Below are 16,008 nucleotides of genomic sequence, written 5' to 3'. Positions count from 1 at the left end.
CGACCCCTCCCATGCGTCGGTGGGGCGTGTTCGCTCTGACACGTTTTACTAACCCTTTGTTGTTGTGGGCATGAAGCGTTCGTGATCAAAGCAGGGACACCGACGCCGCAGAAGTGAAGAGTTCACGTTTTGCGAAGATCTTGTGATGCGATCGAAGGTGCAGGTCAGAGCCCCACAGGACGCTCCGGCGGCTCCGGTCGGCACCTCGGGCGGGCTCATGACCGACCAAAGATGATCAAGGTAGGGGGGACAAGGATGCGGAGCGGAACCGGGGAGGGCGTGACGGCTCCGCCGGGGGCGCGGGTCGCGCTCGGCGCACTGATCGTGCTGGTGGTCGGCTCCCTGGGACTGGTGGCGCTGGACGTCGCCTCCTCGCCGTTCCGCAGACGCACGGTGACCGCCGGTCTGACCGTGCTGCTGCTGATGCCCGCCGTCCTCCTCGGCCAGTACGCGCCTCCGCCCTACCGGCTGCCGTACCGCTGGAGGTGGGGGCTGCTGCTGGTGCAGGCGGTGCTCACCTATGTGCCCCTGGTGGTCTTCTGCCACCGGTGGTTCTCCCTGCTCGGCTTCCTCGCCGGCGCCGTGCTGCTCACCCTGCCTCCCCTCAACTCCGTTCCCGTCGCCCTGGCCGTCGTCGCCAGCGGGCCGCTGCTCGTCCACACGGGCGTGGTCGACAGCAATCGCGGTTCCCTGACCGTGCTGCTCAGTACGGCGATCACGGCGAGCACCGTCTTCGCGGTCGCCCATCTCGCCCTGCTCGCCTCCCGTCTGCACAGCAGCAAGGAGCAGACGGCCCGGCTCACCGAACAGCGGGTCCGGGCACGGATCCGCCAGGACCTGCACGACCTGGTGGGCTCGTCCCTGGTGGCCGTCGTGGTACGGGCGGAGAGCGCCCTGCGGACGGAGGCGCTTCCCGCGTCCGCCCGGGCGGCACTCACCGAGATCGTCGAGCTGACCCGACGGGCGCAGGAGGAGGTGCGGCGCATCAGCGTCCCGGCGACGCCCCGCTCACTGACCGATGAATTCGCCCATGTGCAGCGGCTGCTGACCACGTCCGGAACAGCGGTGCGCGCCTCGCTGCCCCCGCATCTCGACCTGCCCGACGCGGTGGCGGAGTGTCTGCGGTCGCTGCTCCACGAGGCGGTGGCCAATGTGCTCGAGCACAGCCGCGCCACGTTCTGCGAGATCGCCCTGCACACCGGACCGGACCAGGTCCGGCTGACCGTCCGCAACGACGGCGTCGCCGCCGGCACCGCGCCGCCCTCCGCACCGGCGGCCGGGCGCCGCGGCACGGGCCTCGTCGGGCTCAAGGGCCGGGTCGTCGCACTCGGCGGAACCCTGCACGCCGGGCCGGAGGACGGCGGCTTCCTGGTGACGGCGGTTCTGCCGCTGCGGTGACACCGCCGTCGTCCTTCCGTTTCAGAGGCAGGTCTTCAGGGTCAGGGGTCAGTCCTCGGGGGAGACGGACACGGCTGCTCCGGCTCCCTCCATGAGCTGGTCGCCGAGGGTGCTGCGCCGGTACAGGACCTGGCGCCCGGCACGGGCCCGGTTGACCAGGCCCGTGGCGTGCAGCACGCGCAGATGCTGGGAGACGGCGCTCGGGGTCACGCGAAGACGACGGGCCAGTTCCACCGTGGACAGCGGTTCTTCGAGAAGGCCGAGCAGGCGTGCCCGAGGCGCACCGAGCAGCGACACGAGGGCGCGTGGGGCGGCCGGGGGCGTGGATTCCCACAGCGTGGCCACCCCACGGCTCGGGTAGACGAGCTCCGGGGGCACCTCGGGACTGACCGGCGGCGCGGGCTTGTGCGCGAACACGGACGGCAGCAGGAGCAGCCCCCGGCCGGAGGCCGCCACACGGTATCTGCTGATCATCTTGTCGATGTGCAGCTCCCCGCTGTGCCAGCGCAGATCCGGGTGCATGTCGGCGAACAGCAGCCGGGCACCGCCCAGGGCGAGTTGGCGGGCGCGGTAGGTCATGTCGGCCTCCAGGACCCGCCGCATCCGCGGCCACACCGGCTCGATGGCCACCTCCCAGTACTGCCGCAGGAGTTCGCAGAGCGCGTCGCGGAGCCTGACGACGGCGGCGTCGTCACCGGTGACGGCGTCCCGCAGGGCCTCGGGCAGCGGGTCCGGTGCGTGCGTGAGCCGCAGGTCGTGGCGGACCCGGGCGGGCGGCACCCGGCGGACGGCGGCGAGTTGCTCCTCGAAGGCCGGTGCGAAGCAGGTGGGCGTGGGGGTGAGGAAGTCGGGGAGGGTGCGTCTGCGCGCCACCAGGGACATCAGCAGCTCGGTGTCCAGCGGGGCGAGTCCGCCGAGAACGGACCTGCGCCAGGGAAGGTGCAGCACGGACAGGCCGGGATCCTGCAACACCCGCAGGCTGAGCAGGGTTTCGTGCAGGGGCGAGAGGGCGAACCGCGTGTTCGCGAGATCCTCGACGCCCAGCACAAATGTGATCATTAAGCCATACGCTACATCGATGGGCGGCACAGCGCCGGTGCGCTGCACTTCAGCGCATGACCTCCATCACTTCTGCGCGGTGCCCGGCGAGGGGTACCGAAGCCGCACACGGCATCGGCGCCGCCGGTGCGCCGGGACGCGCCGCCGGTGCCCCGCACCGGGCCTCGGCCCGGCGGTCCGGGTCCGGCTCCTCCGGTGCACCGGTGGAGCGGCCGTGAGCCGGCGGCTGCTCCTGCTGCTGTCCCTCGTCTGCGCGGCGGCGGTGGGCAACCTCTACTTCCCGCAGGCCATCACCCCGCTCCTCGCCGCCGGGCTGCGGGTCTCCCCCGACGCGGCCGCTCTGGCGGTGACCGCCACTCAGGTCGGCTACACGGCGGGGATCGTGCTGCTGGTGCCGCTCGGTGACCGGCTCCCCCGCCGGAGGTTCCTCGTCGTCCTGCTCGTCTGCACCGGGCTGGCTCTGCTCGCCGCGGGCTGTGCGCCGGCCCTGACGCCTCTCGTCGCCGCCAGTGCCCTCGTCGGACTCACCACCGTGGCCGCACAGGTCGTCGGCCCCCTGGCGGTCGGGCTCGTGGCCGCCGACCGCCGGGGCGCGGTCGTCGGCGCCCTGCTGAGCGGATCGACCGGCGGCATGCTGCTCGCCCGTACCTTCAGCGGCACCCTCGGCACCTGGCTGGGCTGGCGGGCACCCTATCTGGTCGCCGCCGCCCTGGCCCTGCTGCTCGCCGTCGCCCTGGCATCCGCCCTCCCGGCCGTGCGCCCGGACGCCCCCGGGCAGTCCTTCCCCGCGCTCCTGGCCGAACCGCTGCGGCTGCTGTGCACCGAGCCGGAGCTGCGCCGCTCCTGCTTCTACCAGGCGACCGTCTTCGCCGGGTTCTCGGCCGTGTGGACCTGTCTGGCGCTCCTTCTGGCCGGTCCGGCCTACCGGCTGGGCGGCCAGGCCGTCGGCATGATCGCCCTGGTCGGTGGAGCGACCATGCTCTGTACGCCGCTCGCCGGCCGGCTCGTGGACCGCAGGGGCCCGGATCCGGTGAACCTCGTCTGTATGCTCGGCGTCCTGCTGTCGGCCGCGGTCCTCGTCCTCGGCTCCCGGGGCGGGGTGGCGGGGCTGGCCGCCCTGGTTCTCGGCACGCTGCTCCTGGACGTCTCGATGCAGTCCGGCATGGTCGCCAACCAGGCCCGGGTCTACGCCCTGCGTCCCGATGCGCGCAGCAGGCTCAACACCGCCTACATGACCTGCGCCTACCTGGGCGGCAGCGCGGGTTCCTGGCTCGGCGTCCGGGTCTGGAACCGGGCCGGCTGGGGCGGGGTGTGCGCGCTCGTCGCGTTCCTGGCCGCCCTCGCCCTGGCCCGCCATCTGCCGGTTCTGCTCAGGTCCTCCGCCGGGCCGACGGCGCCGTCCTCCGGGGAGAGGGCACGTTCTCGTCATCCCGGGGAAGAAGAGCGAGGCCCGGCGCGGTAGGCGGGGCCCGCCTCCTCCGTGACGGCTCATGGCGGCGCCCTGGCAGCCTTCCCGAGGGGTCCGGCCGGGCCAGGGCACGACGGCAAAGGCCCCGCCGCTCGGAGGCGACGGGGCCTTGCCCACATGGGATGAGTGGAGATGGCGGGAATCGAACCCGCGTCCAACGGTGCAGAACCAGGGCTTCTCCGTGTGCAGTCCGCTTCGCTTTTCTCGGCCCCGGAGATCACGCGGACAAGTCTCCGACGGGCTCAGTCACTGTGTGGTTTCCCTCTTCACCCCGTGACCGGGCTGGAGGTTGAGTCCTCTAGCTGATGCCAGACTCCGGGCCGAGGACACTCCCGGGCTGACACTCCCTTTGAGTAGGAGGCTCGCTCGCGCTGCTTATCAGGCAGCGAGGGCGAAGGCCTGCTGGGAGGAATCGCGCTTGATGTTGGCGATTATTTTTTTCGGCCTGTGGTTTACGAGATCATGGCCGCTTCCTCGACACGCTTCCCCTGTTTCAACAGCCGCTGTCGAAACCGATCATCCCCATGTTGACTTTTCAACCCCCTCCAGGAGGGGTCGCATGCACCGTCCGTGCGGTGCTGGCGCCATCGTACGTGACCAACGCCGGTCGATGCCACCGTATTCCCGCCGGTCACCCGGCTGTGGCACCGGGTTCACCCCTGCCGGGTGCCCCCTGCGCCATCGGCGACACCCGCGGGTGCCGGAGCCTTCCCGGCTGCCGCCCGCACCCTACGCCCGCTGCCGGCGCCGTGCCGCCGCCATCGCGCGCTGCGCCTCGCGGCGGTCCTGCTTCTCGCGGAGGGCCTGCCGCTTGTCGTACTCCTTCTTGCCCTTCGCCAGCGCGATCTCGACCTTGGCCAGGCCGTCCTTGAAGTACAGGGAGAGCGGCACGATCGTGTGACCCGTCTCCTGGGACTTCGCCTCCAGCTTGTTGATCTCCGAGCGGTGCAGCAGCAGCTTCCGCTTGCGGCGGGCGCTGTGGTTGGTCCAGGTGCCCTGGCTGTACTCGGGCACGTGCACGTTGTACAGCCACGCCTCGCCGCCGTCCATCTGCACGAAGCCGTCGGTCAGCGTGGCCCGTCCCTGGCGCAGCGACTTCACCTCGGTCCCCATGAGCACCAGACCGGCCTCGTAGGTGTCGAGGATGTGGTAGTCGTGCCGCGCCTTCTTGTTCTGCGCGATCAGCTTGCGCCCTTTTTCCTTAGCCATAGTGCCGCCCATTTTCGCACTGCACAGGGGTGGGCGTGAGCGGATGAGGGGCGTGCCCGCCGTGCCCGCAGGGCGTGCCCGCCGTGCCTACGGCGGGGTGCCCAGGCCCGTCAGGACCGTCTCGGCCCGCTTCATCGCGTCGCTGCCCGCCTCCAGGTCGGGGGTGATGCCCCGGCCGTCCACGGCGTGGCCGCCGGGGGTGCGGTAGTGCCCGACCGTGAGTTCGGCGACGGAGCCGTCGGGCAGCCGGCTCGGCATCTGCACCGAGCCCTTGCCGAAGGTGCGTGAGCCCATGACGACCGCGCGGCCGCGGTCCTGCAGGGCCCCGGTGAGCAGCTCGGCGGCGCTCATCGTGCCGCCGTCGACGAGGGCGACCAGGGGGCGGGTGGTGTCGCCGCCGGGGTCGGCGTGCAGGGCGCGCTGCTCGCCGTCGACGTCGTAGGTGGCGACCAGGCCGCCGTCGAGGAAGGCGGAGGCGGTGGCGACGGCCTCGGTGACCAGGCCGCCGGAGTTGCCGCGCAGATCCAGGATGATCCCGGAGGCGGGCGGGGCGTGCCGTACGGCCGAACGGACCTCGTCGCCCACGCCCTTGGTGAAGGCGGAGATCGCGATGACGGTCACATCGGAGGCCGGATGCCGTACCGTGACCGACTCGGTGGACAGACGGGCCCGGCGCAGGGTCGCGCTCCACGCGCGCGTGCCGCGTTGCAGGCCCAGGGTGACGGCGGTGCCGACGGACGCGTGGTCGGCGTCGCCGCGCAGCAGGGAGACGACCTCGGTGACCGGCAGGCCGTCCACCGTCCTGCCGTCGATGCTGCGCAGCCGGTCGCCCACGCGGATGCCGGCGAAGGCCGCGGGCGAGCCCGCCCGTACCCTCGTCACCTCGATACGGCCGTCCCGCTCGCGGCGGGTCCGCAGACCGACGCCGGTGTACCGGCCGTCCAGGGACTCCTGGAACTCCTCGTACTCGCCGCGGGAGTAGACGGCACCCCAGCGGTCGCCGCTGCGGCTGACCGCGCGTTCGGCGGCCTGTAAGGGGGACTTGCCGTCGGCCATGGCCTCGGCCGCCGCACGTCTCACGTCCTCCTGCCGGCCGCCCGCGGCGGCAGTCGGACCGGCCTGCCCCGACTCGGTCCTCCGCTCCTGGTGGCCGGGCAGGGACCCCGTCACCGCACCGGCCGCGAGCACACCGACGAAAACCGCTGTCAGGGCGACCCCGGTGCGGCCGCGTCGGGGCTGACAGAACAGGTCACGACCTGACATGGCGGTGAGTCTAGAGCAAGCCCTCGGGACCGCACGGCCGGTCGGGTGTACGGCCCCCTTGGCATGCGTCACACCTTCAGGTACTTGCGCAACGCAAAGAACGCTGCCACCGCGGGCATCAGCACACTTGTCGCGAGGATGAGCGGCAGCTTGGTCAGGACCGCGTCCCAGCCGATGAAGTTGATCAGATTCAGCTTCTCCGACAGCGCCAGACCGTTGTCGATGATGAAGTACCGCCCGATGACCAGGAATCCGCAGGCGAGCACACCGCCGATCAGTCCGGCGACCGCCGCCTCCATGATGAACGGCGCCTGGATGTAGAAGCCGGAGGCACCCACCAGGCGCATGATCCCGGTCTCACGCCGGCGGCTGAACGCCGAGACACGCACAGTGTTGACGATCAGCATCAGTGCCACGACGAGCATCAGCGACATCACCGCGCGCGCGGCCCAGTTCATGCCGTTCAGCAGCCCGAAGAGGTTGTCCAGGATGCCCTTCTGGTCCTGCACGGACTGCACGCCGTCACGGCCGTTGAAGGCGCTCGCGATGACCTTGTACTGCTCCGGGTTCTTCAGCTTGATCCGGTACGACTCCTGCATCTGGTCCGGCGTGATGGTGTTGGCCAGCGGAGAGTCGCCGAACTGCTCCTTGTAGTGCTTGTAGGCCTCGTCCTGGGACTCGTAGGTGACCTTCTCGACCACCGACATCTTCTTCAGGTCGGTGAGGATCGCCTTCTTCTGGTCCTCGGTGACCGCGCCCTTGGCACAGTTGGGGTCGTTCTGGGCGTTGCTCTTGTTGCAGAGGAAGATCGAGACGTTGATCTTGTCGTACCAGTAGCCCTTCATCTGGTTGACCTGGTCGCTCATCAGGAGCGACCCGCCGAACAGGGCCAGCGACAGGGCGACGGAGACGATGACCGCGAAGGTCATCGTCAGATTGCGGCGGAGACCCACACTGATCTCCGACAGGACGAACTGGGCGCGCATGGCGTCTGGTCAAGCCTTTCCGTCGTGGACTTCGCTCAGTGCTGGTAGCCGTAGACGCCGCGTGCCTGGTCGCGGACGAGACGGCCCTTGTCCAGCTCGATGACGCGTTTGCGCATCTGGTCCACGATGTTCTGGTCGTGGGTCGCCATCACCACGGTGGTACCCGTCCGGTTGATGCGGTCGAGCAGCTTCATGATGCCGACGGAGGTCTGCGGGTCGAGGTTACCGGTGGGCTCGTCGCAGATGAGCAGCTTGGGCCGGTTGACGAAGGCCCGCGCGATGGCGACGCGCTGCTGCTCACCACCGGACAGCTCGCCCGGCATCCGGTCCTCCTTGCCGCCGAGCCCGACGAGCTCGAGCACCTGCGGCACGGACTTGCGGATCTCGCCGCGCGACTTGCCGATGACCTCCTGGGCGAAGGCGACGTTCTCGGCCACCGTCTTGTTCGGCAGAAGACGGAAGTCCTGGAACACCGTCCCCAGCTGGCGCCGGATCTGCGGCACCTTCCAGTTGGAGATACGGCCGAGGTCCTTGCCCAGGACGTGCACCTGCCCATGGGTGGCCCGCTCCTCGCGGAGGATCAGCCGCAGGAAGGTGGACTTTCCGGAGCCGGAGGACCCCACGAGGAACACGAACTCGCCCTTCTCCACCTCCAGGGACACATCCCGGAGGGCTGGACGGCTCTGCTTGGGGTAGACCTTGGAGACGTTGTCGAATCGGATCACGGATGCACCACGGGTCGCCGGGGGTAGATGAGCGTGACCTTACGCGAATCGGGTGGGGGTGCGCAGTCGCCGGTCGGCGTTGAGTGCGGGTTGTACATTTTTGTGCCGTGCTTGTACCGGGCTCACTCTCGGCTCAGCCACCCGCGCGCCGTTCGAGGGAACCTGGCATGGTGGACGGGGGAACATTCGTGTGTCTGTGAGCGTTTCCATGAGTAGAACCGGTGCAAGGAGGGCGAGCGCATGACGTACGACCGGCTGGTGTGCGCGAACTGTGCGGCGCCCGTGAGCGAAGGCCGGTGCCCCGTGTGCCGTGCGAGCCGCGAACGGCTGCAGCAGGAGAACTTCTTCGCGGGGCTGAACCCGATGGCGCTGATCGCGCTGCTGGCGGTGTTGATCGCCGCGGTGGCGCTGCTCGCACACCAGACGGCGTAGAGCTCGCGTACGAATGCACACGAAAGGGCCCGAAGTCTGCCGCTCCGGGCCCTTTCGGCGTCCAGGACGTCCGCAGGTTCTCCAGTCCACAGGCTCATCCAGTCCACGCGGACCGTACGGACCGTACGGACACCACTACCGCTGGTGCCGCTGTCAGGCGGCAGCACCGCCGCGGCCCGCCACCAGACGCGGCAGGACACGGAAGCCGATGCCGCCGGCGATCATCGTCGCGGCACCGATCAGCAGGAACGTGGTCTGAGCGGCACCGGTCTCGGCGAGCTCCTGGCCGTTGCTCTGCGGCGAGGTGTTCGAGACGGAGCCGGTGTCGGTGAGGGCCGAGGTGCCCTGCTCCTGCGGGACGGCGTTGTTGCCGCCGCCGTTGGGAACGGTGCCGCCGGCACCGCCCTGACCGCCCTTGCCGTCGGAGCCGCCCGGCTGGCCCGGCTTGTCACCCGGCTGGCCCGGCTGGCTCGGGTCACCGCCCGGCTGGCTCGGGTCGCCACCCGGCTGGCTCGGGTCACCGCCCGGCTGGCTCGGGTCACCGCCCGGCTGGCTCGGGTCACCGCCCGGCTGGCTCGGGTCGCCGCCCGGCTGGCTCGGGTTACCGGAAGGCGTGTCCGACGGAAGCTCGGAGGGCTCGGTGGAGGGCTCCTCCGAGCCGTCGCCCGAGTCATCGCCCGAGCCGTCACCCGGGTTGTCCTTGGTCTGCACGTCCGCCGTGACGGTGAGGCTGCTCTTGCCGGCATCGGCGCTGACGCCCAGCTCGAAGGCCGAGGCAGCGCCCGCGGCGGTCAGCGAGGCGCCGGCCGCGATCACGGCGCCGGCGGCAATGCGCGCGACACGAATCCGCGTCTTCTTCGTCATGTGGTTGCTACCCCCAGTAGCTGTTCATCCATGAGGCCGCGCTCGGGGCGGTGATCAACGGAGGTAGCCGAACGAGAGAGCCCCCCGGTTCACATGCGCCCCGAAGAACGCATGCCTGCGCCTTACCCTTCCACATTTCAAAACAGCGTCAAGCTCGTTGCGTGCGCGATGTCCTGGTACGCGCTCTTTGCCGAAGGGTGCCGCCGCAAGTGTGACGCAAAACGCAGGGAGCCGGGCAGAGAAAAGGCAACTACCGCATCCGGGGCGGCAGTTGCCTTGTCGACAAAACGCCTGTTTTCTCTTGCCGTTGTTCCTACTGCTTCTGCTGTTCCTGCTGCTTCTGCTGTTCCTGCTGCTTGCGCCAGCGAATACCGGCCTCGAGGAAGCCGTCGATCTCACCGTTGAACACGGCCTCGGGATTGCCGACTTCGTACTCGGTGCGCAGGTCCTTGACCATCTGGTACGGGTGCAGGACGTACGAACGCATCTGGTTGCCCCAGGAGTTGCCGCCGTCGCCCTTGAGCGCGTCCATCTTGGCCTGCTCCTCCTGCCGGCGCAGCTCGAGCAGCTTGGCCTGGAGGACGTTCATCGCCGTGGCCTTGTTCTGGATCTGCGAGCGCTCGTTCTGGCAGGAGACGACGATGCCGGTGGGGATGTGGGTGATCCGCACGGCGGAGTCGGTGGTGTTGACGCCCTGGCCGCCGGGCCCGGAGGACCGGTAGACGTCGATGCGCAGATCGGACTCGTCGATCTCGACGTGGTCGGACTGCTCCACGACGGGCAGGACCTCGACACCGGCGAAGGAGGTCTGCCGGCGTCCCTGGTTGTCGAAGGGCGAGATCCGGACGAGCCGGTGGGTGCCCTGCTCGACGGAGAGAGTGCCATAGGCGTACGGCGCCTGCACGACGAAGGTGGTCGACTTGATGCCGGCCTCCTCGGCGTACGAGGTCTCGTAGACCTCGGTCTTGTAGCCGTGCCGCTCGGCCCAGCGCAGATACATGCGCTGCAGCCGCTCGGCGAAGTCGGCGGCGTCGACGCCACCCGCCTCGGCGCGGATGTTGACGAGCGCCTCGCGGGCGTCGTACTCACCGCTCAGAAGGGTCCGGACCTCCATCTCGTCCAGCGCCTTCTTGACCGCCGCGAGCTCCGCCTCGGCCTCGGCACGGGTGTCGGCGTCGTCCTCGGCCTCCGCCAGTTCGAAGAGCACACCGAGATCGTCGATCCTGCTGCGCAGGGCCTCGACCTTCCTGACCTCGTTCTGGAGGTGGGAGAGCCTGCTGGTGATCTTCTGCGCCTCGTCCGGGTTGTCCCACAGGCTCGGCGCTGCCGCCTGCTCCTCGAGCACGGCGATGTCTGCCCTCATCTTGTCGAGGTCCAGAACGGCCTCGATCGACTCCATGGTCGTGGAGAGGGATTTGAGCTCTTCGGATACATCGACGACTGCCACGCCCTCCAGCGTAACGGTTTCACCGACCGCGGAACGCCGGGCGGGCGTCCGTCAGGGGCCGGTCGCGCCCCTCCCGCCCGCCGGACCCGGCATTCCCCAAAGGCGGGGGGCGGGGCGCACCAGGTGAGCCGCACAGACCAAATCCCTGATCGGGGACGGAACCCCGTGAGATGCGGGGCGGGGTTCCGTGGGGCGGCGGAGACGGAATTCCGCGAGGCGGAGGAGGCGGAAAGAAGAGACGGAAGAGACAGAAGAGACGGAGGAGACGAGGAGACGGAAGGACGGAAAGGAGGGGGCGGAAAGGGAGCGGCCTCCTGCCGGAGTGCGGGGCGCAGTCCCGCCGGTTTCCGGGGTGCCGCCCCGGAAACCGGCCCCCTCGGTCCGCCGGAGCGTCAGGGTGTCGGCGGGGCCGAGTCCGCCGGAGGACTCGACGGCGCCCCGTCGTCCGAGGACGCCCACCACATCCCCGCTCCCACCATCGCCGCGAGGAGCACCCCCGCGGCCCCCAGCGTCAGCCGGCGGCGCCGCGCCGCGGCCCGGTGGCGGGCCGAGCCCGGCCGCGGTGCGCCCGCCACCCGCGGCACCCGCGCCGTCCCCCGTGCGCCTCCCGCCAGCTCGTCCGGCGTCGGCACCCGCATCGACGTGTGCGTGTCCCGGTTGGAGTCCGGCTTCGCCCCCGGCACCAGGGGAACCGCTCCCCGGCGCCGTGCCCGCGGCCCGGCCGTCTCCGGAAGGGGCTGCGCGGGGGCCTCGTCGTCCGGCTCCCGCACCGGGTCCACGTCCGGCTCGTCCACGTCCAGCGGCGGCATTCCCGCGAGCATCGGCAGCAGCTCCCGCAGCCGTGCCGCCAGCTCCGACGCCCGCAGCCGCGAGGCCGGCGCCTTCGCCAGACACTGCACCAGCAGCTGCCACAGCTCGTCCGGGATGCCCGGCAGCGGCGCCACCGCCTCCGTGACGTGCCGGCGCAGCACCGCGCCCGGATGCCCTCCGCCGAACGGGGTGAAGCCCGCCAGCAGTTCGTACAGCACCGTGGCCAGCGCGTAGATGTCCACGGCGGCCCGCGGCGGCAGCCCCTCCACGATCTCCGGCGCGAGATAGTCCGGTGTACCAATGATCTTCGTCGCGCGTGTCCGCTTCGGGGTGTCGATGAGCTTGGCCACCCCGAAGTCCGTCAGCAGCGCCCGGTGCGAGCCGCCGGGGCCCAGCGGCCCCCGCATGTCCAGCAGGATGTTCTCCGGCTTGACGTCCCGGTGCACGACCCCCGCCGCGTGTGCCGCGGCCAGCCCGTCCGCCACATCGGCCACGATCGCCACCGCCGCCTCGGGCGCGAGCCGCCGCTCCCGCTCCAGGCGGGTGCGCAGATCCGTGCCGCGGACCAGGTCCATGACGAGGGCGAGGCTGCTGCCGTCGACCACCAGGTCCCGCACGGAGACCACATTCGGGTGCTCCAGGCCCAGCAGTGCCGTCCGCTCCCGCACAAAGCGGCTCACAAGCTCCTGGTCGGACGCGAGGTCCTCACGCAGCAGCTTGATCGCGACAGGCCCGTCGGGTCCCTCGCCGAGCCACACCGTGCCGGCGCTGCCCCGTCCCAGGATCTGGTGAGCGGTGTACCGGCTGCCGATCTTCCGTGCCAAGACTGCTCCTACCGACGCGTGTTGCCGACAAAACTACGCGTCCTGCGAGCCGGCCCTCACCGCGGAGAGCGAAATCACCCGTCGGCTGCCGGCACCTGTCCGAACCCGTGCGGGCGGGCGGGGCACTCCTCGTCGCCCCGGCCGCCCGCACGCCGTCGGTCCGCCGTCGGCTCGTCAGCCGCTGCCGGAGCCTCCGCCGCTGCCGGTGCTTCCGCTCAGCTCCTCGATCCACTCGGTCGCTTGCTTGAACCACTCGGTCAGCTGGGCCCAGTAGCTCCTGCCGGTCCCGATCCACTCCTGCAACGGGGTCAGCTCCCAGATCAGCCACCCCGCCACGAACAGGATGAGGAGCGTGAACAGACACCCCTTGAGGCAGCCGAGCCCGGGGATCCGCATCGGGTTCGCGCTGCGCTGCCGCGGCGGCCGGGGCTCGCGGGCCGGCCGGCGCGGCTCCGGCCGGGGGGCGGGCGGCGGCGTGTACCGCTGGGGCTGAGGGGCGTACTGCTGGGGCTGGGGGGCGTACTGCTGGGGCTGCGGCTGGGGAGGCTGAGGCCGCGGCTGCGGGCGCTGCACCGGCCGGGCCTGGGGCCGGGGCTGCGGCCGGGGCTGCTGCTGCGGCCGGGCCACCTGCCGCTGGGGGCGCCGGCGCAGCGGGTCCTCGCTCGGGTCCAGGTACTGGATCTGCGTCTGCTCGTTGCGGTCGCGGGCCGCGCGCAGCTGGGTCTGCCAGGGGTGCGGCTGCTCGGGCTGCCCGCCCTGCGGACCGGCGTCCGGCTGTCCCCCGGGCACCGGCGGCATCACCCGGGTGGGGTCGGCGGCGCCGTGCTGGGGCAGCACGGCGGTCGGGTCGGCCGCGCCGGGTACCCCGCCCGGTGCGCCGCTGTGCGGCAGGACGCTGGTCTCGGCGTTCGGGTCGTACGCCGCCGAACCCTGCGGCAGCACCTGGGTGGCGTCGGCGGCACCGGGCACGTCCGGCGCGGGCACGGGCGCGGGTGCCGGGTCGGGCGCCAGCAGCGCCGCGACGTTCTCCGCGGCGGCGATCTGCGCGGCGTTCGCGTGCACCCCGATGCCCTCGGCGACCACCCGCAGGGCGCGCGCGAGGTTCTCGGCGCTGGGCCGCAGGTCCGGGTTCTTGCTCAGGCAGCGCTCGATGACCGTCCACAGCGGGCCGGGCAGCGTGGACGGGCGGCGCGGCTCGGCGCTCAGGTGCTGGTGCAGCACCTCCAGCGTCGTCTCGCCCGAGAACGGCGGGCGGCCGGTGACCAGCTCGTACAGCATGATGCCGGCGCCGTAGATGTCGACGGCGGAGGTCTGCGGGCGGCCCTCGGCCGACTCGGGCGCGACGTACGCGGGCGTGCCGACGAACTCGTGGGCGCGGGTCAGACCGGGCGAGTCGGCCAGCCGGGCGATGCCGAAGTCGGTCAGCATCGGGTGCAGCTCGTCGCCGTCCTGCTTGAGCAGGACGTTGGCCGGCTTCAGATCGCGGTGGACCACCCCGTCGGCGTGGCTGGCGGCGAGCGCGTCGGCGATCTGGGCGGTGAGCAGCGCGGCGGCCACCGGGGTGAAGGGGCCGTTCTCGCGCAGGTAGCGGTGCAGGTCGGGGCCGTCGATGAGATCCATGACGAGCGCCAGCAGATCGCCCTCGACCACCAGGTCGCGCACCCGCACGATGTTCGGATGGGTCAGCCGGAGCAGCACGGACCGCTCCCGCAGGAACCGCATCACGACATCGGGGTCGCCGGCCAGCTCTTCCTTGAGAACCTTGATCGCGACGGTCTCGCCGGGCTGGCCGGGCACGGCCGCCTCGGCGCCCGCCGTCTCACGCTGGCGGGCCCGCCAGACAGTCCCGGTGGCGCCGCGCCCGAGCGGCTCCTCCAGGAGGTACTTGCTGCCTACCGGCCGCACGTCATGCGCTCCCTGTTGCTTGCTTGCCTGATTCCCACGCCCTCCAGGGCGTCCTGCGGGTGTTTCCGCCCCACTCTAGGGGGTGGCGCGTGATTCGTGCCGGGGGCTGCGGGGTTCGGCACGCACTCCCCCACTGCCCTGGACGGGCGTGGGGGCACCCCCGGCCGCGTTGTCGTCACTCCGCGCGACACCCCCAGTGCCCCTCTCGTGCCCCCACTGACCCTCTCGTGCCGCCCCGCGCGATGCCGGGCGGGTCGTACCGCCGGGGCCAGGGGCACCACCCGCCGCTCCACCGGCTCCCTCCGCAGCGGCCCGCGCCCACGGCGCCGCTCCCCGTCCGGCGGAGTCCGGCGGCGTGCGGCAGCGCCCCGGGCTCCGAACGGAGTCCGCACGGAGTGCGAACGAAGTCCGCACCCAGTCCGCATCGAGTCCGCATCGAGCCCGCACCCAGTCCGATGGAGTCCGGTGAAAAGACGCTCGGCTCGATCGGTTGGTTGCCACATGCGGGCGTGAGCAGTCCCGAGCGGACGTCGAGCGGGCATCCGCCGGACATGGCTCGGGCATTTTTGGGGACAGAGCCGACCAATCAAGATCACTTGTTGGTGGGCAGCGGACAGAGTGTCGGCAGCAGGTGCGAGGATGCCTTCCAGAACTGACAGACGTGCTCGTGCGGTGGTGGGGGAGGTCCGCGGTGGGGGACCGCGGGGCGGCTTCGTCCCCCGCCGGTCGCGGGCGTCCGTGCAGAAGGGACCGCTGACGGCGATGCAGATCCGGCTGACCGTCGTAGATCCGCTGGGCCCGCCAACGGCCCGGGGCCGCGTCGCGAGCCGTGACGTGCTGGTCACGGCTCCGACGGGTACGGCCCTGGCCGCGGTGGCGTCGGCGCTGGCCACGGCGGTCGCCGGTGAGGGAGGCATGGGGTCCGAGCGGGGCGGCCGGGGACGGGGCGCGCCGGGCGGCCGGGAGTCCGGGGCGGGCTCCGTGGTGCTGTACGCCGGGGCGGAGCGGCTGGACGTCCAGCGCTGCACGCTCGGCGAGCCCCCGCTGCTCGACGGCGCGGTGCTGTCCCTGGGCGCCCCCGCCGACCCCGAGCCGTCCCCCGAGCCGGACGACGCCCCGGCCCAGCTGCAGGTGATCGCGGGTCCCGACGCCGGCGGGGTCCATCTGCTGCACGGCGGGCAGATCACCGTGGGCCGCTCCGCCGACGCCGACGTCCCGCTGGACGACCCCGACGTCTCCCGTGTGCACTGCGCGGTGACGGTCGGCCCCGACGGCCGTGTCTCGGTCGCCGATCTGGGCTCCACCAACGGCACGACGCTGGACGGCACACGCGTCGGCCCCCACCCGGTCCGCTTCGCCCCGGGCGCGCTGCTGCGCATCGGCGAGTCCGTCCTGCGCCTGGCCTCCCCCGGCGACTCGGGCACCCGGGTACGGACCACGCCCGACGGCGAGGGCCATGTGCGGCTCTCCTCCGAGAGCCTCCCGTCCCCGGACGGCATCCCCCACGCGCGCACGGGGGACGGCACCGGCGAGGCGGGCCCGGCACACGCGCGCGTGCCGGGCCGGGCGGCCGGCGCGGCCACGACCCGTGGGACGGGCACGATGGCGGCGCCCGGAG

13 protein-coding genes and 1 other RNA gene are annotated in these 16,008 nt (G+C 71.6%); 4 read left to right on the top strand and 10 right to left on the bottom strand.

From position 1 onward, the window contains the following. The first annotated feature begins 279 nt into the window (after nt 1-279). Complete coding sequence (locus ABD224_RS21855) at nt 280-1,398, top strand: sensor histidine kinase (protein ID WP_344052474.1); 1,119 nt, start codon at nt 280-282, stop codon at nt 1,396-1,398. A gap of 48 nt (nt 1,399-1,446) precedes the next feature. Here the strand turns inward: ABD224_RS21855 and ABD224_RS21850 are convergent, their stop codons facing one another. Beyond that, nucleotides 1,447-2,457 carry an ArsR/SmtB family transcription factor gene (locus ABD224_RS21850; protein WP_344052472.1) on the bottom strand — a complete coding sequence of 337 codons (1,011 nt, stop codon included), beginning with the start codon at nt 2,455-2,457 and terminating at the stop codon, nt 1,447-1,449. 214 nt (nt 2,458-2,671) lie between these two features. Here ABD224_RS21850 and ABD224_RS21845 point away from each other — a divergent pair, with 214 nt between their 5' ends. Continuing rightward, nucleotides 2,672-3,919, top strand: coding sequence for an MFS transporter (locus ABD224_RS21845; RefSeq protein WP_344052469.1), 1,248 nt, complete (start codon nt 2,672-2,674; stop codon nt 3,917-3,919). A gap of 130 nt (nt 3,920-4,049) precedes the next feature. Here the strand turns inward: ABD224_RS21845 and ssrA are convergent. The 5 genes from ssrA to ftsE all read right to left on the bottom strand — a co-directional run bounded on the left by ssrA (nt 4,050) and on the right by ftsE (nt 8,108). Beyond that, nucleotides 4,050-4,449: a transfer-messenger RNA gene (ssrA, locus tag ABD224_RS21840) on the bottom strand. 205 nt (nt 4,450-4,654) lie between these two features. Then, on the bottom strand, nt 4,655-5,134 hold the full coding sequence (gene smpB, locus ABD224_RS21835) for an SsrA-binding protein SmpB (RefSeq protein ID WP_344052467.1): 480 nt from the start codon (nt 5,132-5,134) through the stop codon (nt 4,655-4,657). Between the two features lie 87 nt (nt 5,135-5,221). Next, a complete protein-coding gene (locus ABD224_RS21830; protein ID WP_344052465.1) occupies nt 5,222-6,397 on the bottom strand; it encodes a S41 family peptidase in 1,176 nt (391 codons plus the stop codon). Between the two features lie 68 nt (nt 6,398-6,465). Beyond that, nucleotides 6,466-7,383, bottom strand: coding sequence for a permease-like cell division protein FtsX (gene ftsX / locus ABD224_RS21825; RefSeq protein WP_344052462.1), 918 nt, complete (start codon nt 7,381-7,383; stop codon nt 6,466-6,468). A gap of 35 nt (nt 7,384-7,418) precedes the next feature. After that, the gene (gene ftsE, locus ABD224_RS21820) at nt 7,419-8,108 is read right to left on the bottom strand and encodes a cell division ATP-binding protein FtsE (protein WP_067388014.1); all 690 of its coding nucleotides are present in this window, start codon (nt 8,106-8,108) and stop codon (nt 7,419-7,421) included. Nucleotides 8,109-8,348: 240 nt separating this feature from the next. Between ftsE and ABD224_RS21815 the strand changes: the two genes are divergently transcribed. Next, on the top strand, nt 8,349-8,540 hold the full coding sequence (locus tag ABD224_RS21815) for a hypothetical protein (protein ID WP_067388012.1): 192 nt from the start codon (nt 8,349-8,351) through the stop codon (nt 8,538-8,540). Nucleotides 8,541-8,693: 153 nt separating this feature from the next. Here ABD224_RS21815 and ABD224_RS21810 read toward each other — a convergent pair whose 3' ends face one another. The 4 genes from ABD224_RS21810 to ABD224_RS21795 form a co-directional block, all read right to left on the bottom strand. Further along, complete coding sequence (locus ABD224_RS21810) at nt 8,694-9,404, bottom strand: hypothetical protein (RefSeq protein ID WP_344052457.1); 711 nt, start codon at nt 9,402-9,404, stop codon at nt 8,694-8,696. A gap of 313 nt (nt 9,405-9,717) precedes the next feature. Beyond that, entirely contained in the window at nt 9,718-10,851 is a 1,134-nt protein-coding gene (gene prfB / locus ABD224_RS21805) for a peptide chain release factor 2 (RefSeq protein WP_344052455.1), read from the bottom strand. Between the two features lie 392 nt (nt 10,852-11,243). Beyond that, nucleotides 11,244-12,485 (bottom strand): serine/threonine-protein kinase, encoded by a 1,242-nt coding sequence (locus tag ABD224_RS21800; protein WP_344052453.1) that lies wholly within the window; start codon nt 12,483-12,485, stop codon nt 11,244-11,246. A 174-nt stretch (nt 12,486-12,659) separates the two neighbouring features. Then, entirely contained in the window at nt 12,660-14,390 is a 1,731-nt protein-coding gene (locus ABD224_RS21795) for a serine/threonine-protein kinase (protein ID WP_344052450.1), read from the bottom strand. Nucleotides 14,391-15,152: 762 nt separating this feature from the next. Between ABD224_RS21795 and ABD224_RS21790 the strand changes: the two genes are divergently transcribed. After that, nucleotides 15,153-16,008, top strand: an 856-nt coding sequence (locus ABD224_RS21790) for an FHA domain-containing protein (RefSeq protein ID WP_344052536.1), incomplete at its 3' end; no start/stop codon positions are given.

This window comes from Streptomyces thermoalcalitolerans, from assembly GCF_039525155.1.
In the GTDB taxonomy this organism is placed as follows: Bacteria; Actinomycetota; Actinomycetes; order Streptomycetales; family Streptomycetaceae; genus Streptomyces; species Streptomyces thermovulgaris.
This window is presented reverse-complemented; position numbering and strand designations above follow the sequence as displayed.